This is a genomic window from Kribbella sp. NPDC051586, assembly GCF_044453965.1.
In the GTDB taxonomy this organism is placed as follows: domain Bacteria; phylum Actinomycetota; class Actinomycetes; order Propionibacteriales; family Kribbellaceae; genus Kribbella.
In genome coordinates this window covers 1559365-1584673 of the sequence record NZ_JBITDF010000003.1, presented here as the reverse complement: position 1 = coordinate 1584673, position 25309 = coordinate 1559365, and the positions used below count along the sequence as shown (strand labels likewise).

The 25309-nt window shown below is 68.7% G+C and carries 24 protein-coding genes; 13 read left to right on the top strand and 11 right to left on the bottom strand.

Annotation, left to right across the window (positions count from 1 at the left end; translation table 11 throughout):
- Positions 1 to 46: 46 nt before the first annotated feature.
- Entirely contained in the window at positions 47 to 1213 is a 1167-nt protein-coding gene (locus tag ACIA58_RS26255; protein WP_396406409.1) for an epoxide hydrolase family protein, read from the top strand.
- A gap of 3 nt (positions 1214 to 1216) precedes the next feature.
- Here ACIA58_RS26255 and ACIA58_RS26250 read toward each other — a convergent pair whose 3' ends face one another.
- Positions 1217 to 2575 carry an amidase family protein gene (locus tag ACIA58_RS26250; protein ID WP_396406408.1) on the bottom strand — a complete coding sequence of 453 codons (1359 nt, stop codon included), beginning with the start codon at positions 2573 to 2575 and terminating at the stop codon, positions 1217 to 1219.
- A 131-nt stretch (positions 2576 to 2706) separates the two neighbouring features.
- Here ACIA58_RS26250 and ACIA58_RS26245 point away from each other — a divergent pair, with 131 nt between their 5' ends.
- Positions 2707 to 4266 carry a LuxR C-terminal-related transcriptional regulator gene (locus tag ACIA58_RS26245; protein WP_396406407.1) on the top strand — a complete coding sequence of 520 codons (1560 nt, stop codon included), beginning with the start codon at positions 2707 to 2709 and terminating at the stop codon, positions 4264 to 4266.
- 29 nt (positions 4267 to 4295) lie between these two features.
- Here ACIA58_RS26245 and ACIA58_RS26240 read toward each other — a convergent pair whose 3' ends face one another.
- The 3 genes from ACIA58_RS26240 to ACIA58_RS26230 all read right to left on the bottom strand — a co-directional run bounded on the left by ACIA58_RS26240 (position 4296) and on the right by ACIA58_RS26230 (position 7314).
- Complete coding sequence (locus tag ACIA58_RS26240; protein ID WP_396406406.1) at positions 4296 to 5828, bottom strand: SulP family inorganic anion transporter; 1533 nt, start codon at positions 5826 to 5828, stop codon at positions 4296 to 4298.
- A gap of 167 nt (positions 5829 to 5995) precedes the next feature.
- Positions 5996 to 6853, bottom strand: a complete 858-nt coding sequence (locus ACIA58_RS26235; protein WP_396406405.1) for a GNAT family N-acetyltransferase — start codon at positions 6851 to 6853, stop codon at positions 5996 to 5998.
- Complete coding sequence (locus ACIA58_RS26230; RefSeq protein WP_396406404.1) at positions 6850 to 7314, bottom strand: GNAT family N-acetyltransferase; 465 nt, start codon at positions 7312 to 7314, stop codon at positions 6850 to 6852. The genes ACIA58_RS26235 and ACIA58_RS26230 overlap by 4 nt, the downstream gene beginning before the upstream one ends.
- Positions 7315 to 7598: 284 nt before the next feature.
- Between ACIA58_RS26230 and ACIA58_RS26225 the strand changes: the two genes are divergently transcribed.
- The 7 genes from ACIA58_RS26225 (at position 7599) to ACIA58_RS26195 (ending at position 13159) form a co-directional block, all read left to right on the top strand.
- Positions 7599 to 8213 carry a hypothetical protein gene (locus ACIA58_RS26225; protein WP_396406403.1) on the top strand — a complete coding sequence of 205 codons (615 nt, stop codon included), beginning with the start codon at positions 7599 to 7601 and terminating at the stop codon, positions 8211 to 8213.
- A gap of 1 nt (position 8214) precedes the next feature.
- Complete coding sequence (locus ACIA58_RS26220) at positions 8215 to 8640, top strand: phage holin family protein (protein ID WP_396406402.1); 426 nt, start codon at positions 8215 to 8217, stop codon at positions 8638 to 8640.
- A complete protein-coding gene (locus tag ACIA58_RS26215; RefSeq protein WP_396406401.1) occupies positions 8616 to 9242 on the top strand; it encodes a DUF3618 domain-containing protein in 627 nt (208 codons plus the stop codon). The genes ACIA58_RS26220 and ACIA58_RS26215 overlap by 25 nt, the downstream gene beginning before the upstream one ends.
- A gap of 94 nt (positions 9243 to 9336) precedes the next feature.
- On the top strand, positions 9337 to 10008 hold the full coding sequence (locus tag ACIA58_RS26210; protein ID WP_396406400.1) for a GAF and ANTAR domain-containing protein: 672 nt from the start codon (positions 9337 to 9339) through the stop codon (positions 10006 to 10008).
- Between the two features lie 64 nt (positions 10009 to 10072).
- On the top strand, positions 10073 to 12001 hold the full coding sequence (locus ACIA58_RS26205; protein ID WP_396406399.1) for an acyl-CoA dehydrogenase family protein: 1929 nt from the start codon (positions 10073 to 10075) through the stop codon (positions 11999 to 12001).
- A gap of 39 nt (positions 12002 to 12040) precedes the next feature.
- Positions 12041 to 12673, top strand: coding sequence for a DUF2461 family protein (locus tag ACIA58_RS26200; protein WP_396406398.1), 633 nt, complete (start codon positions 12041 to 12043; stop codon positions 12671 to 12673).
- 48 nt (positions 12674 to 12721) lie between these two features.
- Positions 12722 to 13159 carry a ribonuclease H gene (locus ACIA58_RS26195; protein ID WP_396406397.1) on the top strand — a complete coding sequence of 146 codons (438 nt, stop codon included), beginning with the start codon at positions 12722 to 12724 and terminating at the stop codon, positions 13157 to 13159.
- Here ACIA58_RS26195 and ACIA58_RS26190 read toward each other — a convergent pair.
- On the bottom strand, positions 13144 to 16515 hold the full coding sequence (locus ACIA58_RS26190; RefSeq protein WP_396406396.1) for a beta-N-acetylglucosaminidase domain-containing protein: 3372 nt from the start codon (positions 16513 to 16515) through the stop codon (positions 13144 to 13146). The two genes, ACIA58_RS26195 and ACIA58_RS26190, sit on opposite strands and share 16 nt — an antisense overlap.
- A gap of 135 nt (positions 16516 to 16650) precedes the next feature.
- On the opposite strand from ACIA58_RS26190, the gene ACIA58_RS26185 reads away from it, so the two are divergent.
- On the top strand, positions 16651 to 17199 hold the full coding sequence (locus tag ACIA58_RS26185; RefSeq protein WP_396406520.1) for an RNHCP domain-containing protein: 549 nt from the start codon (positions 16651 to 16653) through the stop codon (positions 17197 to 17199).
- A gap of 45 nt (positions 17200 to 17244) precedes the next feature.
- Positions 17245 to 18060, top strand: coding sequence for a nuclear transport factor 2 family protein (locus ACIA58_RS26180; RefSeq protein ID WP_396406395.1), 816 nt, complete (start codon positions 17245 to 17247; stop codon positions 18058 to 18060).
- 3 nt (positions 18061 to 18063) lie between these two features.
- Here the strand turns inward: ACIA58_RS26180 and ACIA58_RS26175 are convergent, their stop codons facing one another.
- Together ACIA58_RS26175 and ACIA58_RS26170 are read right to left on the bottom strand one after the other, a co-directional pair.
- Positions 18064 to 18633: a redoxin domain-containing protein gene (locus ACIA58_RS26175; protein ID WP_396406394.1), complete on the bottom strand. Its 570-nt coding sequence runs from the start codon at positions 18631 to 18633 to the stop codon at positions 18064 to 18066.
- Complete coding sequence (locus ACIA58_RS26170; RefSeq protein WP_396406393.1) at positions 18539 to 19771, bottom strand: sensor histidine kinase; 1233 nt, start codon at positions 19769 to 19771, stop codon at positions 18539 to 18541. The genes ACIA58_RS26175 and ACIA58_RS26170 overlap by 95 nt, the downstream gene beginning before the upstream one ends.
- Positions 19772 to 19950: 179 nt before the next feature.
- Here ACIA58_RS26170 and ACIA58_RS26165 point away from each other — a divergent pair, with 179 nt between their 5' ends.
- Positions 19951 to 20202, top strand: a complete 252-nt coding sequence (locus ACIA58_RS26165) for a hypothetical protein (protein ID WP_396406392.1) — start codon at positions 19951 to 19953, stop codon at positions 20200 to 20202.
- Here the strand turns inward: ACIA58_RS26165 and ACIA58_RS26160 are convergent.
- From ACIA58_RS26160 to ACIA58_RS26150, 3 genes are read right to left on the bottom strand one after another with little or no spacing between them, the layout of a single operon-like run.
- Complete coding sequence (locus tag ACIA58_RS26160) at positions 20165 to 21169, bottom strand: Gfo/Idh/MocA family protein (RefSeq protein WP_396406391.1); 1005 nt, start codon at positions 21167 to 21169, stop codon at positions 20165 to 20167. The genes ACIA58_RS26165 and ACIA58_RS26160 overlap by 38 nt on opposite strands.
- Positions 21169 to 21927 carry an SDR family NAD(P)-dependent oxidoreductase gene (locus ACIA58_RS26155; protein WP_396406390.1) on the bottom strand — a complete coding sequence of 253 codons (759 nt, stop codon included), beginning with the start codon at positions 21925 to 21927 and terminating at the stop codon, positions 21169 to 21171. Before ACIA58_RS26155 ends, ACIA58_RS26160 begins: the two co-directional genes overlap by 1 nt.
- A 29-nt stretch (positions 21928 to 21956) precedes the next feature.
- Positions 21957 to 22586, bottom strand: a complete 630-nt coding sequence (locus tag ACIA58_RS26150; RefSeq protein WP_396406389.1) for a TetR/AcrR family transcriptional regulator — start codon at positions 22584 to 22586, stop codon at positions 21957 to 21959.
- A 63-nt stretch (positions 22587 to 22649) separates the two neighbouring features.
- Between ACIA58_RS26150 and ACIA58_RS26145 the strand changes: the two genes are divergently transcribed.
- Positions 22650 to 24035 (top strand): FAD-dependent oxidoreductase, encoded by a 1386-nt coding sequence (locus ACIA58_RS26145; protein WP_396406388.1) that lies wholly within the window; start codon positions 22650 to 22652, stop codon positions 24033 to 24035.
- Here ACIA58_RS26145 and ACIA58_RS26140 read toward each other — a convergent pair.
- Complete coding sequence (locus ACIA58_RS26140) at positions 24001 to 25308, bottom strand: serine hydrolase domain-containing protein (protein ID WP_396406387.1); 1308 nt, start codon at positions 25306 to 25308, stop codon at positions 24001 to 24003. The two genes, ACIA58_RS26145 and ACIA58_RS26140, sit on opposite strands and share 35 nt — an antisense overlap.
- Position 25309: the final 1 nt, after the last annotated feature.

The window sequence follows — 25309 nt, the reverse complement described above, 5'->3', positions numbered from 1 at the left end:
CATGTAGAACCGTCTTAGGTGGTTCCAGCCATGGCCAGGAGGTCTCATGCCCCGCCCAGCCAGCGACGTACAAGCATTCGAAGCCCACGCGACCGAAGCCGACCTCGACGACCTGCGCGCGCGATTGGCCGCGGCACGGCTGCCGGAGGCCGAGACGGTCCACCGCGCCGCGCCCGACCCTCGCCGCTGGGACCAGGGTGTTCCTCTCGCCGACCTCGTCGAGGTCGTGAACTACTGGCACACCGGCTACGACTGGCGGGCGTTCGAGGATCGCCTCAACCGGATCGGCCAGTTCCGCACGACCATCGACGGTCTGGGAATCCACTTCCTGCACCGCCGGTCTGCGCGCGCAGATGCGACTCCGCTCATCCTGACGCACGGCTGGCCGGGCAGCATTGCCGAGTTCATCGACGTGATCGACGAGCTCGCAGACCCGAACGACGCAGGGACGCCGGCGTTCCACGTCGTCGCTCCCTCGCTGCCGGGCTTCGGCTACAGCGACAAGCCGGCCACCACCGGGTGGGGAACCGAGAAGATCGCGGCCGCCTGGGTGGAACTGATGGACCGGCTCGGCTACAGCAAGTTCGTCGCCGCCGGCGGCGACTGGGGCGGCGTGATCACCACGACCCTCGGCGGCAGGTTCCCGGCGCACGTGCTCGGCATCCACACCACGACCGCGCAGGCACCACCTGGGTTGACGACGGACGGGCTGACGGTGGCCGAGCGCAGATGGACCGAGGAAACCCACGACTTCTGGCACCAGCACGCGGCGTACGCGAAGCAGCAGGCGACCCGGCCGCAGACCATCGGCTACTCGCTCGTCGACTCACCGGTCGGGCTCCTCGCCTGGATCCTCGACAAGTTCGCCGAGTGGACAGACACCGAGGACAGTCCGTTCGAGAGGATCTCCCGGGACAGGATCCTCGACGACGTCACCTTGTACTGGCTGACGCGGACCGGCGCGTCAGCGGCCCGCATCTACTACGAAAGCCACAACTCGCTCGACCCCGAACTCCGCGTCGACGTCCCGGCGGCCGTCAGTGTCTATCCCCGCGACATCGAGAAGTGCCCGCGTCCCTGGGCCCAGGAGCGGTTCCGGAAGATCGTCCACTGGACCACCCCCGCAACCGGCGGACACTTCCCGTCACTCGAAGTCCCCGACTACTTCGTCGAAGACCTTCAAGCGGGCCTCGCCGCGGTGCTGGCCGCGTAGTTGTCACACGCGGCCGGGACGTGTGCCGCGCTCGATGTGGCGGGCCAGGTCGATGGCGGTGCGGTCTTCGAGGTACGGCGCGATGATTTGGATGCCGACGGGGAGGCCGTCGCGTGTCTGGCCGGCCGGAGCGACGGCGGCTGGGAGGTAGGCGCCTCCGGCAAGTCCGGTCCAGATCGACTGATCGGTGTAGGGGCGTTCGGTGCCGTTGACGGTGATGGCGCGGTTGTCGACGTCGCCGGTGTGGTCGTGCTTGATCGCGGCGACGGGCGAGACCGGCGTGAGCAGGACGTCGTACGACTCGAAGAAGTGCTGCCACTGTGCGCGGAGTTGCTGCCGGTGCTCGTGGGTGTAGTTCCAGTCCGCCGCGCCGGGGGACACCGCGGCCTGGAACAGCTTCTCGAACACCGCGTTCGCCTCGCCGAGCTCGACCGGCCGAGCCAGGTCGTCGATTCGGGCGCCCGCCGAGCCCAACGTCTCCACCGCGGCGGTCAGTACTTCGTGTACGGCGGAATCGACCGGCGCGACTGGATCGTTCAGCCAGACAGCGATCCGGTAGTCCGTCAGCGACCGCCCGCGCGCGGCCGGCAGCCGGAGCCGCCACGCTCGCGCCATGGCCGCGTCCGGGCCGGCCAGCACGTCCAGCGCGAGGTCGAGGTCGTCAGCACTGCGTCCAAGGGGGCCGAGGACGGCCATGTCCGGCGTACTGAGCGTGCCGGGCGGGCCGGGGACGTGACCGCGGACCGGGACGATGCCGAAGCTCGGCTTCAGCGCGAAGACGCCCGTGTTGTGCGCGGGCTGCCGCAGCGAGCCGCGGATGTCGCTGCCCAGCTCCAGACCGGTCAGGCCGGCGGCGACCGCCGCGGCCGCGCCGCCCGAGGAGCCGCCGGGGGTGCGGGTCAGGTCCCAGGGGTTGTTCGTGGTGCCGAAGACCGGGTTGTAGGTCTGCCAGTCCATCGCGTACGTCGGCAGGTTCGTCTTCCCGAAGATCACCGCTCCGGCGGCCCGCAGCCGCGCTACCGCGTCGGCGTCGCGCGCCGGAACGTACCCGGCCAGGTCCGGTGCGCCGGCAGTGGTCCGCAGGCCGGCGGTCTCCAGCGAGTCCTTGATCGTCATCGGCAGCCCGTGCAAGGCGCCGACGTCGTGACCGCGGGCGGTGTCCTGGTCAGCCGCGGCTGCCGCGGCCAGCGCGGACTCCGCGTCGAGAGTGACGACCGCGTTCAGCGCCGGGTTGAGCCGCTCGATCCGGGCCAGATAGTGCTCCAGCAGCTCACGGCTGCTGACCTCGCGGCGCCGCAACGCGCGGACCAGTTCGCTGGCCGGGGCGGTGGTGAGGTCGGTGAGGTCGGTGGTGTGTGTCATCGCAGTGTCCTTTCCAGTGTCCTTCCGGGCTGATCGGATGACTGGAACGGTCGCAGTCAGCGCCCCCGCTCCACATCGGTCAACTCCCTCGATCCACCCCCTAAGGGGGTTCCGGTCCGTACCATCGGTCCATGTCGGCAGAAGCCATCGATCCGGTCAGCGCGGGCGGTGCGGCGTACGTCGACGACCGTCTGGACGAGGCCCGCGAACTCTGGGAGGGCGCCTTCCGCGACCTGCGCGACGCCGGCCAACCTGCCGCTGCCGCCCGCGTCGCCGCGCTCCTCGCCGAACTGCACTGGGGCGGCCTCGGCCACCCTTCCATCGGACGCGGCTGGCTCGAACGCGCCCGGCGGCTGCTCGACGACAGCGGGCCCTGCGTCGAGGCGGGCTACTGGGAGCTGGCCCGGCTGGCCTGCGACCGGCCCGATCCCGTCGACGTCGAGCACAGTGCACGCCGCGCGCTGGCCATCGCCGTAGAGTTCGGCGACCACGGCCTGCACACCCGCGCGCTCGCCGATCTCGGCTTTTCCCTTGTCTCACAAGGCCAGCTCGCTACCGGATTCGCCCACCTCGATGAGGCCCTCGCGGCCATCACCAGCGGCGAGCTGCACGATCCGTTCGCTGTCAGTACGACGTGTTGCGCGCTGCTGTCCGCCTGCGACCGGGCCGGAGACCTGGAGCGCGCCACCGAGTGGCTGCAAGTCGTCCGCGAGCTGGTCCTCGCCCCGGCGGGCGGACGTCCGCGGATGTTGGGCGCCCATTGCCAGGTCGCGCTCGGCGGCGTGATGTGCGCGGTCGGCGCGTGGTCGGACGCGGAGGCGGCCGTCCGCACGGCGGTCGACCGGGCCACCGGCGCCACCGCCTCCCAACGTACGCAGGCCGCCGCCCGCCTCGCCGAACTCCACATCCAGCGCGGCCGCATCGAGGAAGCAGCCCAGCTCCTCGGCCCGATCGAGGACGACATTGCCGCCGCCGGAGCGCTCGCACAACTTCACTTCGCGCGAGGCGACGCGGCCGTCGCCCTGGCCGTGCTCCAGCGCGCGACCGCGACGCTCGGCGGCGACGTACTGCGCTCTGCCGATCTGCTGCTGTTGACCGTCGAGACCGCACTTGCCTGCGACAGCACGGCCGAAGCGGACCAGGCCGTCGCGCGTCTGCACACCATCGCCGCCCACGCGGACGCCGAATTCGTGCACGGAATCGCCGACCTCGCCCAAGGCCTGCTCGACGCATCCCACAGCCGCACCGAACAGGCCATCACCGGCCTCGAGTCGGCCCGCGCCCGCTTCGGCCGGACCCAACGGCCGCTCCTCGACGCCCGCGCGTGCCTGGCCCTCGCAGACATCACCACCTCGAGCGCCGAAGCGATCGCCGCCGCACGCGCCGCACACGCGGTCGCCGTACGACTCGACGCGCCGGCGATCCGCGACCGCAGCGCTGCGGTGCTCCGCCGCCACGGTGCCAGCACTCCGCGCTCGACAGCACCCGGCGTACTGCCCGAACTCACACCTCGCGAATCCGAGATCCTGGACGGCATTCGCCGCGGCGACAGCAACACCCAGATCGCCGCTCGCCTCTACCTGGCCCCCAAGACCGTCGAGCACCATGTCAGCCGCATCCTCACCAAACTCGGCGTCCGCACCCGCACCGAAGCCGCAGCCGTCGCAGCGAGGACAGACCCACGGAATTAGCTGGTATGCCGCTGCCGGTGAACGGGGTGTCAGTGATCGGCGCCCAGCCTCCCGGCGAGGCGCTCGTGACGCTCGGAGCTGGCCGGATTCAGGCCGACGATGCGGACCGTCTTGCCGTATCTGGCGTACTTGCTCGTGATCGCGTCGAGGGTCGCGACGGTCGAGGCGTCCCAGATGTGCGATTCGGTCATGTCGATGACGACGGTGGACGGGTCGCCGCGGTAGTCGAACTGGTACACCAGGTCGTTGCTGGACGCGAAGAACAGCTCACCTGTGACGGTGTAGACCTTCGTGTCCAGGTCGTCGGGATGTGCGGTCTCCCGGACGGTGGTGAAGTGCGCCACTCGGCGGGCGAACAGCACCATCGCGACGACGACGCCGACGACGACTCCGATCGCGAGGTTGTGGGTGATGACGACGGCCACGACGGTCGACAGCATGACGACGGTTTCGCTGCGCGGCATCTGGCGCAGCGTCCGGAGACTGTGCCAGTCGAAGGTGCCGACCGAGACCATGACCATGACCGCGACCAGCGCCGCCATCGGAATGTCGCCGACCAGATCGCCGAGACCGACCACGAGGATCAGCAGGAAGGTGCCGGCGAGAAAGGTGGAGATGCGGGTACGCGCGCCGGAGGCCTTCACATTGATCATGGTCTGGCCGATCATTGCGCAGCCGCCCATGCCGCCGAAGAAGCCGGTGATGATGTTGGCCGCGCCCTGGCCCCAGGCTTCGCGCGTCTTGACCGAGTGGGTGTCGGTGATGTCGTCGACGAGTTTGGCGGTCATCAGCGACTCGAGCAGCCCGACGAGCGCCATCGCCAGGGCGTACGGCCCGATGATCCGCAGGGTCTCGAGGTTGAACGGCACGTCCGGGAAGAACAATGACGGCAGGCTGTCGGGCAGTTTGCCCTCGTCGCCGACGGTCGGCACGGTCACGGAGGTCAGCGCGACGACCGCGGTGACGGCGAGGATGGCCACCAGCGGGGCCGGGACGACCTTGGTGAGCTTCGGCAGGAAGACCATCACGGCGATGCCGGCCGCGACGAGCGGGTAGACCGGCCATGGCACGTGGGTCAGGTGGGGGAGTTGCGCGAGGAAGATCAGGATCGCGAGTGAGTTGACGAAGCCCACCATGACCGAGCGGGGGATGAACCGCATCAGCCGGGCGACGCCGAGCAGGCCGAGGACGATCTGCAGGATGCCGGCCAGGATCACCGTGGCGACGAAGTACTCGAAGCCGTGATCCCGCATCACCGGTGCGATCACCAGCGCGACCGCACCGGTGGCAGCGGAGATCATCGCCGGACGTCCGCCGAGGAAGGCAATGGAGACTGCCATGGTGAAGGACGCGAACAACCCGACACGTGGGTCGACGCCCGCGATGATCGAGAAGCTGATCGCTTCGGGAATCAGCGCGAGTCCGACCACGAGGCCGCCGAGCACCTCGATACGCAGCCGCCGAGGAGAACGCAGCGCTGCCCGGACGGACGTGACATCGGAGTCGGTCGAAGCGGAGATGGTGGGGGAGGGCGTGGCTGACTCAGGCGTCAGCGAGGTCATTCGATCTCCAGGTAGGCGCAGGCGGCGTCTCGGCGCAGGTCGCGGCCGGCGCGTCGTTGCGCGGGCGTGACGATCGCTCGATCGGGGCTGAGAGGGTGAGGAACACCAATTCGCCTCACCGCGCCAGACTCTACCGTGACGGGAGAGTAGAGGTCTGCGGTGTGCCCTTAGGCGGACTCGGGGTGCTTGACCAGGACGGCGCGGGTGTAGAGAAGGTCGAAGCCGCTCCGTTGCGCGTTCTGCTGTGATTTTGAAGCGGGTTGAGTAGTGATGACGCCGACGTCACATCCGGCGGCGGCGGCGTCTGCGAGGCGGACGGACAGCAGCGCGGACTGGATGCCGTGGCGACGGTGCGCGGGGGAGGTGGCAGCGCCGGCGAACTGGGCGATTCCTTCGGACGTGCGGAGCCCGGCGCCGCCGGAGATGGCGCCGTCTCGCAGTGCGACGTAACGGATGATGTCGGCTGTCGAGGCGTCGCGTTCGGCCGCGATGTAAGTGTCGCGGGGGAACTCCTCGCGCCAGGGGACGCCCTGGGTGTCGGGTGCGGCGACGGCATCGGCCATCAGGTCCAGCCAGGCGTCGAACTCGTCGTCGCCGCTTCGTCGGATGGCTATTCCGTCGGGGACTGCCACGTCGTACTTGTCCGCGAGGGCAACGCCGAGGACGTTCTCGAAGGACTCCAGCCGGTAGCCGCGCTCGGTCAACAGTGTCGCGAACTCCGGGCCGGCGAGGTGAGACAGCTCGACCTGGACCGGCGCGCCGCAGTTCGCGTAGGCGTGTTCGACCTCGGCGAGTTCTTCGGCGGTCGGTACGCCGCCGAAACCGAGCCCGACGACCTTGTTGTACGGCGAATCGTCGTCGGCGAAGCTGGCCAGCCCGCCTGCGAGCGGCAGCACGAACCCTCTGCCGTCGGCGATCCGGCGATGTGCCGCACGCGCGCAGGCCCCGATCAGCTCCGTCTCCACCCTCTCGATGCGCGCGGCCAACTCGGTGTCGCAGAACAGCGGTGTGCGGTGCGAATTCATGCGGAGAACTCCTGGTCGAACCAGACGCGATCGAGCAGCGGGATGCCGTCGATCACGATCCCATCGGGATATCCGGCCGCGGCGCCGAATGCGTCGCGCTCGATGCACAGCATCCGGAAGCCTTGCCGCTGGTAGAAGCGCAGGTTGCCGATGTCTGCCGCGGCGGTCGCCACGAGCAGCCGCACGGCCTCCTGCTGCCGGCAATGCCGGACTGCCGCGTCGACCAGGAGTCGTCCGATGCCCTCGCCGCGGCGGCTCTCGATGACCGCCAGGCTCGTCAGCTCCCAGATCCGCTCCCGACCGGCCACCACCTGCACTTGGCCGACCAGCTCACCGTCGTCGTCCGCGACCAGGACGTCACCACGCTTGAGGTCCGCATCGATCTGCTGCTCGGAGTCGTCTGCCAGCCGGAAGAACGGACGCAGTACTTCGCGATCTCCGTCGTACTGCTCGATGTTCATAGAACCACGGTGCCACGTGCGCGACTGCCAACGCGCGGGATTTAGCGATCCGTAAGGGACCTATGTTGCGTGTTTGGCAACGGGTACCGGACGACTGGTTCCGGTGGTGGTACGACAGAGTGCCATTTTCTGTAAGTCCTTGTTGCGAGGCAGAGATGCTGCGCCCGTCGGCCTGAGCAGGCAACCTTCTCGAACTCTTCTTGCCGTGCTTCTTCTACGGCGGATCACGCACGCCTGGTCCCCTCGCGACGCCATTCAGTCAATGCTCCTGGAAGGAGCGTCACATGTCGCAGACGACGAATCATCGGATGGATGCGGGAACTCCACCCACAGAGGCCGTCGGCCAAGTTGCGGGGACGGTCAAGGAGAAGGCGTCCGACGTCACGTCGGACGTCCGTGAGCAGACGCGGCGGTTGGCCGGTCAGACCCGCGACGAGTTGGTCGAGCAGGCGAATCAGCAGAAGGAAAGGGCGACCACCAGCCTTCGGTCGGTGAGCGATGAGCTGCGTGGGATGGCCGAACACGGCCAGTCGGGGCTCGGGGCTCAGCTGGCACGTCACGGTGCACACTTCACGGATCAGGCAGCGGACTTCCTGCAGCAGCACGAACCGGGGGACTTGCTGGACGAGGTCCGCGGGTTCGCGCGGCGCAAGCCGGGCACGTTCCTGCTGGTGGCCGCGGCTGCCGGTGTCGTCGCGGGCCGCCTCACGCGTGCGCTGGCAGCAGGCAGCAGCGGTACGTCGGGCAGCACTGGTACGTCGGGCAGCACAGCTGCACCGATCCACCCAGGGGTGCCGATCAGCAATGGTTCGCCGACCGGCGTCGATGTGCCGGATCGGCCGGTCGGTGGGATGGCCGGCGACGAGTACCTCGTGCCACCGCCCGGATCGGAGCGGTGAGATGACTGTCGGCGGTTCTCCACCCGACAGCGGGATGCAGCGCCTGTCGATGGACGAGTCGGTCGGTGAGCTGGTTTCGCAGCTGACCAACGATCTGGGCCAACTGACGCGTCAGGAGCTGGCGCTGGCCAAGGCCGAGCTCCAGGTCGAGGCGAAGAAGGCGGGCAAGGGGGCGGGCATGCTCGGCGGCGCGGCCTTTGCCGGCTGGATGGTGGCCCTCTTCGTTTCGCTCACGGTGATGTGGGCGCTGGACGAGGCGATGGACCTCATCTGGGCTGCGCTCATCGTCGCGGCCGTCTGGGCGGTCGTGGCCGCCGTACTGGCAGCGAAGGGGCGCAAGGAGCTTCAAGAGGTCAGCCCGAAACCCGACCTGACGGTCGACTCACTCAAGGAGGACGCGAAATGGCTGAAGACCCGGAAGAGCTGAAGCGGAACATCGAGCGGACCCGGCGCGAGGTCGGCCGCGACGTGGACGCGCTGACGGAGAAGGTCAGTCCCGGTCGCGTCGTCGGCCGACGGGTCGACCGGGCCCGCGGCGGGGTCCACCGGTTGAAGGAACATGTGATGGGGTCGGCGGACTCGGTCGGCGGGTCCGTGAGCGACAGCGCCAGTTCGGCGGTGGCGACGGTTCAGGATGCCGGCCACAAGGTCGGTGACGCCGTGGGTTCGGCACCGGACGCGGCGCGGGCGCGGACGCGCGGTACGCCGCTGGCCGCCGGGTTGATCGCCTTCGCGGCAGGGTGGGTCGTTGCTGCCGCCGTTCCCGCCTCGACACGGGAACGCGACGTGGCCCAGGCATCCAAGGACAAGGCGATGGAGGCCGCAGGGCCGGTGAAGGAAGAAGCCGCACAGGTGGCGCAAGAGGTGCGGGACAACCTGCGGGAGCCCGCGCAGCAGGCGGTCGACAACGTCAAGCTGTCCGCCTCCGAGGCGGCGACCGATGTCGCCGACGAGAGTCGTTCGGCTGCTCAGCATGTCGCGGGGAACGACTCCACGGACAACCTGCGGCAAGCCGGCCCCTCGAGCTGATTCACGATGCCGGAACGCTCCATCGGGCCGGGTGGGCTTCACCCACCTGGCCCGATGGCGAGTGTCCTGCGCGGTGACGGGTACTGGCGAAGTCGTGAATGAGGACCGACTGTTGGCCGTGGCGCAGCATCTGATGGAGACGCTGACGCCTGGTGATCTCGACCACACGCTCAGTCGAATCACGACTGCGGCGGTCGAATCGCTGCCCGAGACCGACTACGCGAGCATCACGATCCTGCACGCCGACGGCAGGCTGGAGACAGTCGCGCCGACGGACGACCTGTTGTGGGGTGTCGACGCAGCGCAGTACGAACTCCGGGAAGGTCCGTGCTACGAGGCAGCCGCGGACGCAGTCCACGTCGCGTCGCCTGATCTGGCCCAGGACGAGCGGTTCTCGCGGTATGCCGTCAGCGCAGTAGCGGCAGGTCTCCGGGCGCAGGCTGGTATCCGGCTCTTCGAGGCTCCGAAGGCCCGCGGCGCTCTCAACCTGTACTCCGGCCACGTGGGCGCCTTCAGCGATCTGGGCGCGCTCGGCGAGCTGTTCCGGCACCAGGCAGCCACGGCGATCGACTACGCCCGGGAGATCGGGAACCTGCGCGAGGCGGTACGGACGCGGACCATGATCGGCACGGCGGTCGGCATCGTGATGGAGCGGTACCACCTGTCCGATGACCGCGCCTTCGCCTTCCTGACCCGACTCTCCCAGGACAGCAACGTGAAGCTCCGAGAGATCGCGAGACGTCTGATCGCGCTCACGCAGGGATGAGTTCCTCCGGGCTCGTTTGGGGTACTAGCGGGTAGTAAGTGTCTCCAGGCGAGGAGTGATACCCGTGACGGCTACGACGCGGCAGGTCGGCGAGCGTGAGGCGCGTGAGGTCGCGGAGGCGGCCCGGGAGACCGAGTGGACCCGGCCGAGTTTCGCCAAGCGGCTGTACCTCGGCGATTTCGACCTGTCGCTGATCCATCCGCAACCGCACGCCGTCGCGGTGGACGACGCCGCTCGCGGCGAGGAGTTCATTGCCCGGCTGGCGGCGTACTGCGAGACCCTCGACGGCCTGCTGATCGAGCGCGAGGCGAGGATCCCCGACGAGTACCTGCGGGGGCTCGCCGAGCTGGGGACGTTCGGCATCAAGATCCCGGTCGAGTACGGCGGCCTCGGCCTGCCGATGTCGTACTACGGCAAGGCGCTGATGCTGGTTTCGTCGGTGCATCCGAGTCTCAGTGCGCTGGTCTCGGCGCACCAGTCGATCGGGGTGCCGGAGCCGGTCAAGATGTTCGGGACCGACGAGCAGAAGCAGCGGTTCCTGCCCCGCTGCGCTGCCGGTGCCGTGACCGCGTTCCTGTTGACGGAGCCCGATGTGGGATCGGACCCGGCCCGCCTGGCGTCGACGGCAACGCCGACCGACGACGGTACGGCGTACCTCCTCGACGGCGTGAAGCTCTGGACGACCAACGGTGTGATCGCCGAGCTGGTCGTGGTGATGGCACGCGTACCCGAGCACGACGGCGAGCGAGGTGGCATCAGCGCATTCGTGGTCGAGGCCGACTCGCCGGGGATCACGGTGGAGAACCGCAACGCCTTCATGGGGTTGCGCGGGATCGAGAACGGCGTGACCCGTTTCCATCAGGTCCGCGTGCCGGTCGAGAACCGGCTGGGACGCGAGGGCGCCGGCCTCCGGATCGCGCTCACCACGCTGAACACCGGCCGGTTGTCCATTCCGGCGACCACCACGGCGGCAGCCAAGTGGTGCCTGAAGATCGCGCGGGAGTGGTCCGCGGAGCGCGTCCAGTGGGGCCGGCCGATCGGCGCCCACGCGGCCGTCGCCGAGAAGATCTCGTTCATCGCGGCCACCACCTTCGCGCTCGAGGCCGTGCTCGACCTGTCCGCGAACCTGGCCGACGCGGGCACCAAGGACATCCGGATCGAGGCGGCGCTGGCCAAGCTCTGGGCCAGCGAGATGGCCTGGCAGATCGCCGACGAACTGGTGCAGATCCGCGGCGGACGCGGGTACGAGACCGCCGACTCGCTGGCGGCCCGCGGCGAGCGTGCGGTGCCGGCGGAGCAGATCCTGCGCGATCTGCGGATCAACCGGATCTTCGAGGGCTCGACCGAGATCATGCATCTGCTGATCGCCCGGGAGGCGGTCGACGCCCACCTGTCCGCGGCCGGCGACCTCGCCTCACCGGACGCCGACCTCCAGGCCAAGGCGAAGGCCGCGGTCAACGCGAGCGGGTTCTATGCCAAGTGGCTGCCCAAGCTGGCGGTCGGCAAGGGATCGGATCCCAGGTCGTACGGCGAGTTCGGCCCGCTGGCCAAGCACTTGCGGTACGTCGAGCGGGCGTCACGCAAGCTCGCGCGGCAGACGTTCTACGGAATGGGCCGCTGGCAGGCGAAGCTCGAGTACCGGCAGGGCTTCCTCGCCAGGATCGTGGACATCGGCGCCGAGCTGTTCGCGATGGCCGCATCCTGCTCGCGGGCCGAGACGCTGCGCGGGCGAGACGCCGCCCAGGGTGAGGCGGCGTACGAGCTGGCGGCGGTGTTCTGCGAACAAGCGCGGCTGCGGGTCGACCACTTGTTCGAGCAGCTCTGGAGCAACACCGACGACAGCGACCGACGGCTGGCTCAGCGCGTGCTCGACGGGAACTACAGCTGGCTGGAGGCCGGCATCGTCGATCCCTCCGAGGGAACCGGCCCGTGGATTGCCCAATGGGAGGCCGGCGAGTCGAAGACGGAGAACAAAGCACGCCGCTATCGCTGACTGCGCAAGATGTCGGAGGCCGTCGTTAGGCTGCCTGTCGTGAGCGCGGATTTCGACGGGTGGCCGAGGGCTGCGTTCGATGTGTTGCTGCAGCTCGAGGGTGAGCCTTCGGCCGAGGTCAGGCGGCAGTGCCGGCGCGACCGGGAGAGGCTGGTGCGGCAGCCGATGATCGGTCTGCTCAACGCGGTGGCCGACGCGGATCCGGAGTACGAGGACTTCGCGGTCTGGGGGTACGGCGAGGTACTGCTGCATGCCTGGCAGCGGCAGAACTCGATCGTCCGGCTGGCTCGCAACGTCGAGCTCGGCGTCCGCTTCGATCTGGACGGACTGACAGTCGTTCTGGCGTGGTGGTACGCGCCCTCGGCGCAGATCGAGCGGTACCGGACGGCGGTGGGGGATGAAGGCTCCGGGCGTCGGCTGGTTGCGATCGTGCGAGAGCTCGAGCGCGAGGATTTCGTGATCTCGGGTGACTTGCTGAAGCGCCCACTGCGCGGGTATCCCGCCGACCATCCGCGTGCGCAACTGTTGCGCCACAAGTCGGTCATCGCGTCGCGGCCGCTTGGCTGTGACGACTGGATCCACACTCCGGCCGCGGCCGACCATGTCCTCGCCGCGTTCACACAACTCCGTCCGCTGGCGCGGTGGCTCGTCAAGAATGTGGCTGGGGTCTAGGGTTCTCGGATGCCTATTGCTCGTGCGCGGCGTCCTCGGCCGGCTGATATGACGGTTCCTGTTGGGGCGCGGTCGGTGTTCACCGACGGGGCCTGCTCGGGGAATCCCGGGCCCGGCGGGTGGGCGTGGGCGTTGTCGACGTCGGAGTACGACGCCGGCCGGGAGGCTGTGTCCACGAATCAGCGGATGGAGATCCGGGCCGCGCTCGAGGCCGTCCGGGCGAATGACGGCCCGCTGCTGGTGGTGTCCGATTCGACGTACGTCGTCAACTGCTTCCGCGACCGCTGGCATGCGGGGTGGCTCGAGCGCGGATGGCTGACCTCCGCCAAGAAGCCGGTCGCCAACCGCGACCTGTGGGAACCGCTGGTCGAGCTGGTCGTGGAGCGCGGCGACATCGCGTTCCGCTGGGTGAAAGGTCACTCCGGCCACGAAATGAACGACTTCGTGGACCGGCTGGCGGTCGCCGCCTGTCAAGCGGCTGGGTAGACCTCCGCTTCGTAGAGGGAGTAGCCGTACTGCGTCGCTCGGTGGACGCCTTGGAGACGGACATAGCGACCTGTGGTGTCGAGCCACAGGGTGTCGGTGCCGCCGTCGCCCGCGGTGACCTCGGTGGCGGTGGTCCAGGTGGTGGCGTCGTCGGAGACCTGGATCTTGTACGCGGAGCCGTACGCCGCTTCCCAGCGCAGGACGATCTTGCCCAGGTGGGTCGCGGCGCCGAGATCGAGCTGGAGCCAGGACGCGTCGTCGTATCCCGATGCCCAGCGGGTGGTGGTGTCGCCGTCGACCGCGAGGTCCGCGGTGAAGGTCGTCCCCGGTTCGATGCTTGAGGCAACGACCGGGCGGTGCAGGGCGATATTGGTGTCCGAAGTACGCGGGCGGACGGCGACCCGGAGTACAGCGGTGGCCGAATTGAAGGCGACGGGGATGTCCACGTCGGCCAGCGGGGCGTCGGCCGGTGGCGTCAGCTTCACGGTGACTGACTGCGTGAAGCCGCGTCGCACGGTGAGCGTGCTCGGCGCCTCGAGGGCCCAGCCCGGAGGCGGCGTGATGCTGAGCTTGCCGGTCACGTCCGCGCGCGAGCTGGCGGACACGCCGATCGTGATGCTGGACAGCACACCGCGGACCACGTCGATCCGATCGGCACTGGTGCTTAGGGCAACCGATGGCGTGTCGCTCCAGAGCGGGACGAGCTCTGCGACGGACGGCGTTCCGCTCCTCCACACCAACCGCACCGCTTCGGCCAGCACATCACCGACCTTCACCTCGGCGTACGCCGACGAAAGGTGACCGACTCGCTTCCACACCCCGCCGACCTGGACCTCGACGTCCGCGGTGCCGACAGACGAGGACGGTTGCAGGACGGTCAGCCGGGACAGCTCGCGCGGCGCCGACAACGTGGCTACCAGCGCGTCACCCGCGCTCGGTGCGGTGGCAGGCACGTACGCGGTCTCGACATCGCCGTCCACAGCACGCTGGTACGACGATCCCGCGGCAGGAACCGGCGTACCGGTGGCGGTCAGCGTCGTCACGTGCCCGCCGACCGTCTCCACCGAGAACTCCCGCACCACCAGCCAGAAGTCGCTCGCCGTCAATGACCGGTACCGGACGTAGCGCGCAACCGTTCCAGCCGGAGCCGTGAACCGTACGTCGGCGGTCGTCGCGCGGGTGAGCTCGGTCCAGTCGGTGCCGTTGACCGAGTACTCCAGCGCTCCCGAGTGGATGTAGTCGTCCGGGCTGGAGGACTTGCCCATCAGTACGGCGATCGCACCGAGCTGGACCGACGATCCGAGATCGACCCGCACCTCCGAGCCCGGACCGGGCGCGCCGTTGCTCCAATAGAAGGTGTTCTCGTCGCCGTCGACCATGCGCGCCGGGACGTTGTCCTGATAGGTGCCCAGGTTGGTCGTCGCCGTCCGGCCCGGTGTCACGCCGAGCCAGCGGTCGTGGACCCGGCCGGTCTCTGCGATCAGTTCGTCGACAACCCGCTCACCGATCCGCGGGTACGTCCCATCGTGCGGTGCGCGGCTGTCCCGGATGGCCTTCGCTTGCGTCACGAGCGCGCTCATCTGCTGGCGCGCGGTCCAGGCGGCCGCACCGTTGCCGGTCTCGAGCGCGGACAACAGGTCGAGCGCGCGATTCATCGCCTGGCCCCACAGTTCTGTTGCCTTGAGCCACGACTCCGCCTGGGCCGTGAAGGCCGGATCGACGACGCCGCTCCGGATCGTGCCTGGCGCGGCGACGATCGCGTTCACTCGCGGCCGCAACGCGGCGATCGCCTGCGTGCGCGGTCCGGCGTGCCACCGCTGCCAGAAGTCGTCCACGGCGGCGCCGAAGACCGGTGCGCTCTCCGGATGCAGCGTCCCGTCGTACGTGTTGAGGTCGGCGAAGACCCGCAGGGCGTCGGCCGTACGTCGGTCGCCGCCGGCGCGCTCCGCGATCGCGCGCAGCCAGACGGGCGTCGCGTCGTACCGTGCGGTGTTCCAGCCGAACTCGGCGAACGAGTACAACGCGATCTTGCTGACCGCTGCCTGGTTCATCGGGTTGGAGATCACACCGACCACGGAGTCGGCAATCCCCGGCTCGCGCCCGGTGTACGGCGCCAGCAGCAACCGGCCGGCCGCGTAGTCGTTGACGGGGTAGTTGTCCCAGATCAGGATGTCGTGGCCGAACACAGCCTTCGCCTGGGCGGCCTGCGCGGCGGTGATCGTCTTCGGGACCACTCCGACGCCGGTCCAGTGCACGACGACGGCCGGGTCGAGCTGCTCCCGCAGTACCTTCTTGTAGGGCGTTTCGCTGACGTTGTAGTACTCCGTCGGCACCATTTGGAGCGGTGCGACATCCGGCTTGGACTCGACCCACTCCCGCTGGATGCGGTTGAGCAGATCGCTCTGCGCCCGGCCGGCCGCCTCGCCTCCGGTGCCGTACTTCGCGCGGTCCGCGTCGCAGTGCCACGTGTTGTAGTCGATGTCGTCGAGCGGCACGTTGAACGAGCGTGCGCCAAGCGAGTACAGGGCCTCGAACTTTGCCGTCAGCGCCTGGAAGTCGGCGTCGGAGGTGTAGCAGATCGACAGACCGGGGGAGAGCGCGAAGGTGAAGTCGACCTTGTTCTGCCGCGCGCGGGTCACCAGCTCACCGAGCTGCGCGAGCTTGTCCGGCGGGTACGCCTCGCGCCATTGCTCGCGGTGGTAGGGGTCGTCCTTGGGTGCGTACTCGTAGGTGTTCATCCGGTGCGCGCCGAGGTAGTCGAGGTGGTCCAACCGGTCCGCCTGCGACCACGGCGTGCCGTAGAAGCCTTCGATCGAGCCGCGGTAGCGCATCGTCGGCCAGTCGCGGACGGCAACGCCCGGCACCCAGTCCTGTCCCGGGCGGGCCTGCACCAGCTGTGCGAGCGACTGCGCGGCATAGAACGTGCCGTCGGTGTCGACTCCGTCGAGCACGATCTGGGCGCGGTGCTTCTGATCGCGTCCGGCGGCGAGGACGTAGCCCTCGGCCGGTAGTCCGCTGCTGTCCTGGACGTGGAGCGCGGACAGTACGGATGTCGTACGGCCGAGCCAGATGGTCGTCGGCGTGCCGGGATCGCTGCCGTTCGTGGTTCGGACGGTCTTCACGCCGGCGCCGGCGAGTGCCGCGCGTACAACTCGTTCGGCGTCCGCGTCGGATCGCGGCGTACGGACCAGTCCCACCACCGGCGTGAGTGGGAAGCCGTCGCCGCGTTGCACGACCTGCTGTGGTGCCGGCGTGATGGTCGGGGCCGCCGGCGGTACCGCGGATGCGGTCGGCGCGAGCAACGCGAGCGGGGACGTCAACGCGAGCAAGCTGACGGCGGACAGGAGCAGGCGCATCGAGTCTCCTCAGGCGGGCGGTTCCAGCTAGTTAGCCACTGCGCGGAACTGCTCGTCAAGGCGTCGAGCTGGTCAATTCCAGGCAGGTCGGCCAAGGATCCTGAGGCCGGACCCGGCGTAGTTATTCGATTGACGGTGCCTGCCGCGTGCTGGTCTGCTGGGGGCTGGTGCGCCGGACCGGCCGGTGCGGACCGGAAGGAGGAGAGCCATGTCTGTTCTGTCCCGCAGCTTTGCTCTGAAAGGTTCATTGGCTTGGCATTCGCACGTTCGTTCAGTTGTGAACACTGCGGCGTAGAGGTCTCCCTCGACGCCCCTGGAACAACCCATCGCAATCATTGCCCGAGCTGTTTGTGGTCGCGTCACCTCGACCGCAACGTCCCGGGTGATCGCAAGGCCGACTGCTCCGGCGGTATGGAACCGATCGCGGTCACGGTCCGCGGCGAGGGCCGGTGGGTCCTCATCCACAGGTGCACCAATTGCGGACGCCTCCGTCTCAACAAGACCGCCGGCGACGACAACGTCCTGCTGCTGATGCGGCTGGCGGCGTTGCCGCTGACGATGCCGTTCATCCCGTTCGCGGCCGAACCCGACAGCGGCACCAACGGCAACGGCAACGGCGAGACCAACGGCAACGGCTCGCATCCCGTGGCCCGCAAGCCGAGAGCGCGCAAGGCCAAAACCTGAGATCGCGGTGATGCGGCAGCTCGGTCGTCTGCCGTACGGTGAATTATGCCGTGGTTCCCGGAGTTCTCCACTGCGATCGAGTTGGCGCGTCGTGATGCCCGGGCGCGCGAGCAAGCGGATCCCGTCGCGCAGTACCTGAAGGCTCTGTACGACGGCGGGCCCGGTGTGCTGGAGAAGACCTGGCCGGGGGACGTCGTCGTCCACGATCCGCGGGCCGGGGTGATCCGCGGGCATCGGGAGTTGCGGACGTTCATCCACGACAACCGGGAATGGATGGCTGCTCACGACGCGCGGCTGGAGGTGGTCGGCTCGATCACGGTCGACGGTCGCGCGGCCGTGGAGCTGCTGGTCCATGTGCTGCACGACGGTCGCGAAGTGGCATGGCCGGTGGCGGTGGTCGCGGAGTCGCTGGACGAGCGGTCCGTCGAGTTCCGCACGTACTGCAGCCAGTGGCCCGTCGACGGATTGCAGCACCTCCGGCCTGCTTTCCTGGAGGTGGGCGCCGTCGAGACCACGGACGTCGTAGCGCGCCACCTCGAGGCGCTGGCCGGCGGGGACGCCGACTCCATCGTGAAGAGCTTCGAGCCGGACGGCTACCTGCAGGAGCCGATCGGTCCGGACAACCTCCATCGCGGGACGGCCGAGCTCCGCGCGTTCTACGCCGAATCGCTCAGCGCCGGCGGGTTCGACGTACAGCCGTGTGCCGGGACGGACGACGGAGCGAGCTGCGCGCTCGAGTACAACCTTGTCGGCTGGGGGAGCGCACCACCTCAGGCGGCTCTCGCGATCTTCGAGCGCGGCACGGACGGCCTGCTCGCCGCGGTCCGCCTGTACGACGACGTCACTCGGCCGGCGAGCTAGCGGCTATTTCTTGCTCCACCCGTGGAAGGCGCTGTGGTCGCCGCTGTCCCACGCCTCCCGCAATCCCGGCTTGCTGAGATCCCAGTCCGGACGTACTTCGCTGCTCGCCGTCCGAAGGTCCTGCCACAGTTCGGAGATCGACGGCCGGCCCCAGAACCAGTAGCCGTTGTAGACGCTGTGCACGACGAGCCCGGGCTTGAGCACGAGCGTGTACGGGATCATCGGGTCGTTGTCGGGATCGGTGTACTCCTGGATGTCGAGATCCCGCTGCACGATCCGCCCCGGATCGGACAGGAACGGCCATTGCGCTCCGACCGACGCGCGGAACTCCTGCAACGTGTGGTGCTCGTCGGTCGCGATCGTCACGATCTTGGTGTAGCTGACCGCGATCTTCGGGTAGAACGCCGCAAGCTCGAGGTGTTGCTGATGCTCCTTCGGGCAGTAGTGCCCGCGCGCGAGCGTGAGAATCATCGGATCCTCACCCTGCAGGTCGCTCAGCTTCCGCGGCACGTCGTCCTGGTCGGGAAGCTCGTAGTCCGGAAAGTCGGCACCGGGCACGATGGCAGCTCGCATGATCGATTCCTTCCGTCGCAGTTGAGACCGCGCTCGGCGGCCACTCTAGCTCCCGGTAGGGCAGCTGGACGGTGACCTGAAGGCCGCCGCCCAGGCGGGGGATCAGGTTGAGGGTGCCGTTGTGGGCCTCGGTGATGCTCTTGACGATTGCCAGGCCCAGGCCGACGCCGGGCTGATGGGTGCGGGTGCCGCGCTGGAAGGGTTCTGTGAGGGTGGAGACGAGTTGCCGGCCGAGGATCTCGCCGGTGTTCTCCACGGTCAGTACGACGGTGTTGAAGCGCACCGCGGTGGTGACGCAGATGGTGCCGTGAGCGGGCAGGTTGTGGACGATCGCGTTGTGGACGAGGTTCGTGGCCAGCTGGAGCAGGAGCGCGTGCGAGCCGGTGGTCGGGGTCAGCTCGCTTGAGGTCTCGATGGTGATGCCGCGCTTGTCCGCGAAGGGGAGGAGAGTCTCGGTGGCTTCTTCCGCGATCAGCGAGAGGTCGACCCGTTCTTCGGTGAAGGAGCGTTGATCGGCGCGGCTCAGCAGCAGGAGTGCTTCGGTGAGGTTGATTGCCCGGGTGTTGATGGCGCGGAGGCGTTCGTCGAGATCGCCGCTGTCGCGGTCCGGATCGTTGATCGCAACGTCGAGCAGGGTCTGGGTTATCGCCAGCGGAGTGCGCAGTTCGTGCGAGGCGTTGGCGGCGAATCTCTGGTGCTGCGCGACGTGTTCCTGCAGTTGCGCGAGCATGCGGTCGAAGCCGTCGGCGAGTTCGCGGAATTCGTCGGTGGGGCCTTCGAGTTCGATCCGGTGGGACAGGGATCCGTTCTCGGCCAGGCGGGTGGCGTTGGTGATGCGGGTCAGCGGCGCGAGCATCCGCCCGGCGAGGATCCATCCGCCGAGCAGGCCGAACGCCAGCAGCAACACGAACACCCCGGCTGCCCGCGGAGCGAACACGTCGAGCAGGCGGGACCGGACGGGGAAGACCCCACCGCTGGTCGTCGCCTCATCGGGCACGACCAGCACCGCACGCTCAGGCACGTAGCGCAGCAGGAACACCCACACGGCGGCGAGCAGCAGGGTGCCCGCGAGCGTCAGGAATGCGGCATAGCTGAGGGTGAGCTTGAGGCGGACGCTCATCCCGGGCTGCCTACCCATGACCTTCTTCCCCCGCGAGCAGCACATACATACACACGACGCTACCGGGCGGCGCATATCGTTCGCGTATCCAAAACCGCATACGTTCCGGCAACAGCACGTTGCCTTCACTGGAGGCCGGCACAGACGGAGGTAGCGCGATCATCAGAGGGTGGCACTGGGTCGACACGTTCACCGGCGTGGCTTTCCTGGCGGTGCTCGCACTGCCATTGGCCGCACTTGCGGTGCTCATCCTGGTACTCCGCGGACGCGCGTGGCGGACGTCGGTGGCCGAGGTCGGCATGGTCTACGGGACAGTGCCTTGGGTCTGGTCCTCGGTGGACGACGTGCTGCTCAACACCGCCGGCGCCGGACTGGCCGCCTTGGCGTCGCGTCGCTGGTGGCTGACCAGCTCTAGGCAGACGCCAGCCGAACAGTCTGTCCGGTGCTGAGCGACTCCTCGACCGCGCAGATGATCTCCGTGACAAGTACGCCGTCGTCGATGCCCGGACCGAGCTCGCCGCCGTCCGCGAGCCCTGCCGCGAAGTCCTGAACCATCCACACCGCGGGTCCGACCTGCGACCGTCCGATCCGGCCGGCGACCGGCCAGGCCGACCGATACTTGTCACTGACCACGGTCAGCCCCTGGTGTGACAGGTCTGCGGTCACCGACCCCTCGGTGCCGACCACCTGGAACCGGAAGTCGACGATCCCGTCGCCGGCATCGGGAAGCGTCCACGCCGAGGAGAGCGTCGCGGTCGATCCGTCCTCGAAGCCGACCAAGGCGTGGACGACGTCCCAGGTGTCGATGCCGCGCTTGGCGAGGACTCCACGCGATCCCATCGCGCTGACCGACACAGGCCTCCGGCCGGTCAGCCACAGGATCAGATCGACGGTGTGCGGCATCAGGAACCAGGCCGGCGACGACTGGGCCGCCCAGGACAGCATGGTGGTCGGCACGAAGAGGGAGTTGCTCAAGGTCGCCGACGCCGTGATCGGATCGCCGACGGAGTCCATCGCCGCCTTGGCCTGCACGACGTGCGGGTTCCAGCGGTTCTCGAACCCGACGAGGCACCGGACGCCCGAACGACGAACCGCCGAGGCGATGGCATGCGCGTCGTCCAGATTGGTGGCAACCGGCTTCTCGATCAGCAGATGCTTGCCTGCCTCGGCAACGTCGACCGCGATCTCGCGGTGCGCGAAGTCGGGCGTCGCCACGATCACGGCGTCCGGATCGAAGGTCTCGAGCAACTCGCGGTGCGACGAGGTGACCGGTAGGCCGGTGGCGCTCCGGGCCCCCTCGGCGACCTTGGGCGAGGGTTCCGCGAGGCCGACGACTGTGACGTCGGGCTGGGAGGCCAGTGCCTCGGCGAACAGTCTCCCGCGGAGTCCCGCGCCGACGATACCTATGGTGACCATCAGAACAGTGTGAAGCCGCCGTCGACCTTGACGACAGACCCAGTCATGAAGCTGGACGCCTCACTCGCCAGGAAGATGGCCACCGGCCCAAGCTCCGGCGGCAGACCGTACCGCTTCATGGCCGCCGGATCGACGCACCACTGCTTGAACTCCGGCTGGTCGACCGGCGACATCTCGGTCAGGAAGTACCCCGGCGCCATCGCGTTCACCCGGATCCCGTGCGGTGCCCACTCGGCCGCCAGCGCCTTGGTCAGCTGGTGGACGGCGGCCTTCGACGAGAGGTACGACGCCTGCCAGCGGGGCTGGTTCACGATCTCGGCCGACATCGACCCGACGTTCACGATCGTGCCGCCGCCGCGCTCGGCCATCCGGCGGGCGACCGCGCGGCTGCAGTACCAGAGGCCGTCGACGTTCACCGAGAACACCTCGTGCCACGCGGTGTCCGGCGTCTCGAACGCCCGCCCGGCGACGCCGATGCCGGCGTTGTTCAGCAGTACGTCGATGTCGCCGAACTCGGTGGTCACCTGCTCGACCGCGCGCTCGACGTCCTCGACATCGGACACCTCGAGCTGTACGCCGTACGCGCGGATGCCGAGCGCACCGAGCTCCGCGGCGGCGGCTTCCGCGGCAGCGAGCGTTCGTGCGCTGACCGCGACCGCGGCGCCCGCATCGCCGAGCGCCTCGGCCATCGCGCGGCCGAGGCCACGGTTGCCACCGGTGACGAGAGCAACCTTGCCCTCGAGGGAGAACTTCTGCATTGCGTTCATGGTGACCCTTCTGTGGTGCCTCAGGTGGAGGGCCAGAGGGGCGTCAGGCCGGAGGAGAGCAGGGCGAAGGCTTGGTTGGCTGCTTTGACTGCGGCGGGTAGAGCCCTCGGGGCGGAGGTGCCGGAGGCGCAGCGGTCGAAGTTCGTCATGGCCAGGGCCCAGTGGACCGAGCTGATCTGGGCAGCCGCCAGGCGGGCGGTGAGTTCGGGAGTGTTCGCGGTCTCGTGCAGCGCCGCGGCGAGCTCCCGTTCGGAAGTCTCGTTGAACTGGAGCATACGGGCCATCAGTGCGGGCGTACTCCGGAGCAGCCGGTAGAGGGCGAGCACGCCGGGGTGATCGGTCAGACCGGTGAACGGATCGTGGGCGCGCAGTCGCTCGACGAAGTGGGTATGCAGGGCGACCAGCGGTGACTGGCCGGCCGGGCGGGCCCGGACGACGCGGGCCGGCTCGTCCTCGTGGTCGGCGAACCGGTGGACGACCAGGTCCTCCTTGGTGGGGAAGTAGGCGAAGAGGGTCCGCCGGGAGACGTCCGCGGCCTCGGCGACCTGGGTGATCGACACCTGGTCGAAACCGTGCTCGATGAACAGGTCGATCGCCGCGGTCGAGATCGCCTCCCGGGTGCGGACCTTCTTCCGCTCACGCAATGCCATGGCCAGATCGTAGCACCGAGTGCTAATCTGCACTTAGTCTACTTTTGCACTGAGGAGAGTTTCATGGACGTACTGATCGCGGGAGCCGGGCCGACGGGGCTGATGCTGGCCTACGAGCTGGCACTGGCCGGCGTCGACGTGACCGTTCTCGAACGGCTCGACGCACGGATCGAACAGACGAAGGGCGGGTCGCTGCAGGCCCGCACGGCCGAGGTGCTGGAGATGCGCGGGCTGCTCGGGCCGATCCAGGCTCGCGAGTTGCCGCGCGAGCAGGTCGGCGGGCATTTCGCCGGGCTTCCGGTCCCGCTGGACGCCTCGCCGTGGAACACGCGGCACCAGTACCCGATCTCCGTACCGCAGTGGATCGTCGAGGAGGAACTCGAGCGGGCGGCCGTGGCGCGCGGCGTCCGGGTACGCCGCGGTGTCGAGGTCAGCGCGGTCTCGCCGGACTCGGACGGCGTGACTGTTACCGCCGGCGCTGAGACCTTTCGGGCGCGTTATCTGGTCGCGTGCGACGGCGCGCACAGCACGGTCCGCAAGCTGCTCGACGCACCGTTTCCAGGTCGGGCGGGGACGTTCCGCGCGGTGCTCACCGACGTACGGCTGTCTTCGGTGTCCGACGAAGTGCCGGCGAGCGTCGGTCATTTCAGCACGATGACGAAGCACGCCGGTGACTACTGGGGCATGCTCGTGCCGGTCGGCGAGGGGAAGTACCGGTTCACCTTCGGGCGTGACGGAGTCGCTTCGCCGGACGAGACGCAGTCCGCGCTGACCGTCCTGTACGGCTCGGAAACCAGGGTGGGGGAGGTTCTCAGTTCGTCGGAGTTCGGTGACGCCACAAGGCAGTTGGAGTCGTACCGGTACGGGCGGATCCTGGTCGCCGGGGACGCCGCGCACATCCACCCGCCGTTCGGTGGGCAGGGGCTCAACCTCGGTGTGCAGGACGCGTTCAACCTCGGCTGGAAGCTCGCGGCCGCGGTGCGCGGTACGGCGGAGCTGCTCGACACGTATCAGGAGGAGCGGCATCCGGTGGCGGCGCGCGTACTGCGCCACACCGCGGCGCAACGCGTCTTCGCCCTCCCCGGACCGAGCGAGGACGTCGTCGAACTGCGCGAGATCTTCACCGACCTGATGCGCCTGCCGGACACCAACCGCTACCTCGCCGGCATGATGTCCGGTCTCGACGCCCCGGATCGCATCCCCGACTTCGAGCTGATCACCGACGACGGTCCGACCTGGCTGTCGACCCTTCTGCACCCCGGCCGCGGTCTGCTACTCGACTTCGCCGACCGCACCTGGCCCGCGGGCTGGTCCGACCGCGTCGACGTCGTACGGGCCAAGCCGGACGGCGAACACGACGCCCTGCTGATCCGCCCCGACGGCCTGCTGTGCTGGTCGGGCGGCAAGGATGTCGCTACTGCTCTGACGAAGTGGTTCGGTGGAGCCTGATGTTGGCGTAGGTCGGCGGCGTGCGGGTGAGGTCGAGCATCTCGCCGGTCGACGACAGGTACAGGCCCGGGACGTGTTCGCGGAGGCGGACCGTCTCGCCATGCCAGTGGTCGAAGTACAGCTGTCCGTTCTCCTTCCGTGGCCTGGCGGTCCCGACGCGTACCCCGGAAGCCCGCACGACGTAGTCCCTGTTCCACGGTCCGTCGGGCTTGGCCGGCTGGGGCTTCGGCAAGGCGTCATCGCCAGACTTGGCCGGCGTCGGTGTGCTGCGGGCAGGATGGTCGGGGATGAGGTCTTGGAGGATCTCGCCGGCGAGTTCAAATTGCAGCGGGTGGTCGGTCGAGTTCGTCAGTACGACAACCCCGAGGCCTGCGTGGGGCGCCCAGTACATGTCGGACAGGAAGCCGAAGCCGCCCCCGCCATGACCTCGGACCGGAATACCGCCCGCGTGGGCGAGAGCCAGACCGAGGCCGTAGCCCTCGTCGGTGTCCGGTGCTCCGTACATCTCGCTGAGCAGCGTGGGATCGATCAGACCGGCACCGTCGTTGAGGTGGAGCTGGATGTACCGGATTGCGTCGTTGACGCTCGTGTACAGGCCGCCGGCGGCAACCATCGGGACCCGGACCGGCAACCGTGCATGGCCGGCTGAGTGACCGATCGCCCGACCGGGAGCACGCATGATCTCCCGCGAGTCGAACGTCGTCTGCTTCATCCCGAGCGGCGCCAGCAACTCCCGGCGTACGAACTCGTGGAACGGCGTGCCGCTGATCCGCTGCAGGATGTATCCCGCCAGGTCGATGCCGAGGTTGGAGTACTGGTCGTGGTCTCCCACGGGGAAGCGCAACCACGTGTCGGCGATGCTCTCGCAGTGCGCCTGGAAGGACTCCCGGCCGACCAGGTAGTTGGAGCCGACCGGCGCCTCGTGCGTGAACCCGGCAGTGTGACTGAGGAGATGGCGCAAGGTGATCAGCCGCTCGGGATGCTCCTCGAACGTGCTGTTGACGCGGAACTCAGGCAGGTACTGCGTGATGGGGACGTCCAACTCGACCAGGCCCCGTTGTACGGCGAGAAGCACGGCCGTCGCGGTGTACATCTTCGAACACGACTGCACGCTGAACATGGTGTCTGCCGTGATCGGCTCGCCCCCGCCGGCCCGGGTGGTCCCGAAGCCGGCCGACCACCTGACCGAGCTCGGATCGCAGACGCCGATCGCCACACCTGGGATCAAATGCTTGTCCAGCCGTCGCTGGATCTCGTCGCGGGTGAGTGCCATG

Bases quoted from the DNA above. Each gene is read 5' to 3' on its own strand.
- ACIA58_RS26175 (WP_396406394.1), bottom strand. From the start codon at position 18,633: ATGCGAGCTGCCATCGTGCCCGGTGCCGACTTTCCGGACTACGAGCTT.
- ACIA58_RS26245 (WP_396406407.1), top strand. From the start codon at position 2,707: ATGTCGGCAGAAGCCATCGATCCGGTCAGCGCGGGCGGTGCGGCGTAC.
- ACIA58_RS26145 (WP_396406388.1), top strand. From the start codon at position 22,650: ATGGACGTACTGATCGCGGGAGCCGGGCCGACGGGGCTGATGCTGGCC.
- ACIA58_RS26155 (WP_396406390.1), bottom strand. From the start codon at position 21,927: ATGCAGAAGTTCTCCCTCGAGGGCAAGGTTGCTCTCGTCACCGGTGGC.
- ACIA58_RS26225 (WP_396406403.1), top strand. From the start codon at position 7,599: ATGTCGCAGACGACGAATCATCGGATGGATGCGGGAACTCCACCCACA.
- ACIA58_RS26255 (WP_396406409.1), top strand. From the start codon at position 47: ATGCCCCGCCCAGCCAGCGACGTACAAGCATTCGAAGCCCACGCGACC.
- ACIA58_RS26215 (WP_396406401.1), top strand. From the start codon at position 8,616: ATGGCTGAAGACCCGGAAGAGCTGAAGCGGAACATCGAGCGGACCCGG.
- ACIA58_RS26160 (WP_396406391.1), bottom strand. From the start codon at position 21,169: ATGGTCACCATAGGTATCGTCGGCGCGGGACTCCGCGGGAGACTGTTC.
- ACIA58_RS26220 (WP_396406402.1), top strand. From the start codon at position 8,215: ATGACTGTCGGCGGTTCTCCACCCGACAGCGGGATGCAGCGCCTGTCG.
- ACIA58_RS26150 (WP_396406389.1), bottom strand. From the start codon at position 22,586: ATGGCATTGCGTGAGCGGAAGAAGGTCCGCACCCGGGAGGCGATCTCG.
- ACIA58_RS26235 (WP_396406405.1), bottom strand. From the start codon at position 6,853: ATGAATTCGCACCGCACACCGCTGTTCTGCGACACCGAGTTGGCCGCG.
- ACIA58_RS26180 (WP_396406395.1), top strand. From the start codon at position 17,245: ATGCCGTGGTTCCCGGAGTTCTCCACTGCGATCGAGTTGGCGCGTCGT.
- ACIA58_RS26240 (WP_396406406.1), bottom strand. From the start codon at position 5,828: ATGACCTCGCTGACGCCTGAGTCAGCCACGCCCTCCCCCACCATCTCC.
- ACIA58_RS26170 (WP_396406393.1), bottom strand. From the start codon at position 19,771: ATGGGTAGGCAGCCCGGGATGAGCGTCCGCCTCAAGCTCACCCTCAGC.
- ACIA58_RS26140 (WP_396406387.1), bottom strand. From the start codon at position 25,308: ATGGCACTCACCCGCGACGAGATCCAGCGACGGCTGGACAAGCATTTG.
- ACIA58_RS26195 (WP_396406397.1), top strand. From the start codon at position 12,722: ATGACGGTTCCTGTTGGGGCGCGGTCGGTGTTCACCGACGGGGCCTGC.
- ACIA58_RS26250 (WP_396406408.1), bottom strand. From the start codon at position 2,575: ATGACACACACCACCGACCTCACCGACCTCACCACCGCCCCGGCCAGC.
- ACIA58_RS26230 (WP_396406404.1), bottom strand. From the start codon at position 7,314: ATGAACATCGAGCAGTACGACGGAGATCGCGAAGTACTGCGTCCGTTC.
- ACIA58_RS26190 (WP_396406396.1), bottom strand. From the start codon at position 16,515: ATGCGCCTGCTCCTGTCCGCCGTCAGCTTGCTCGCGTTGACGTCCCCG.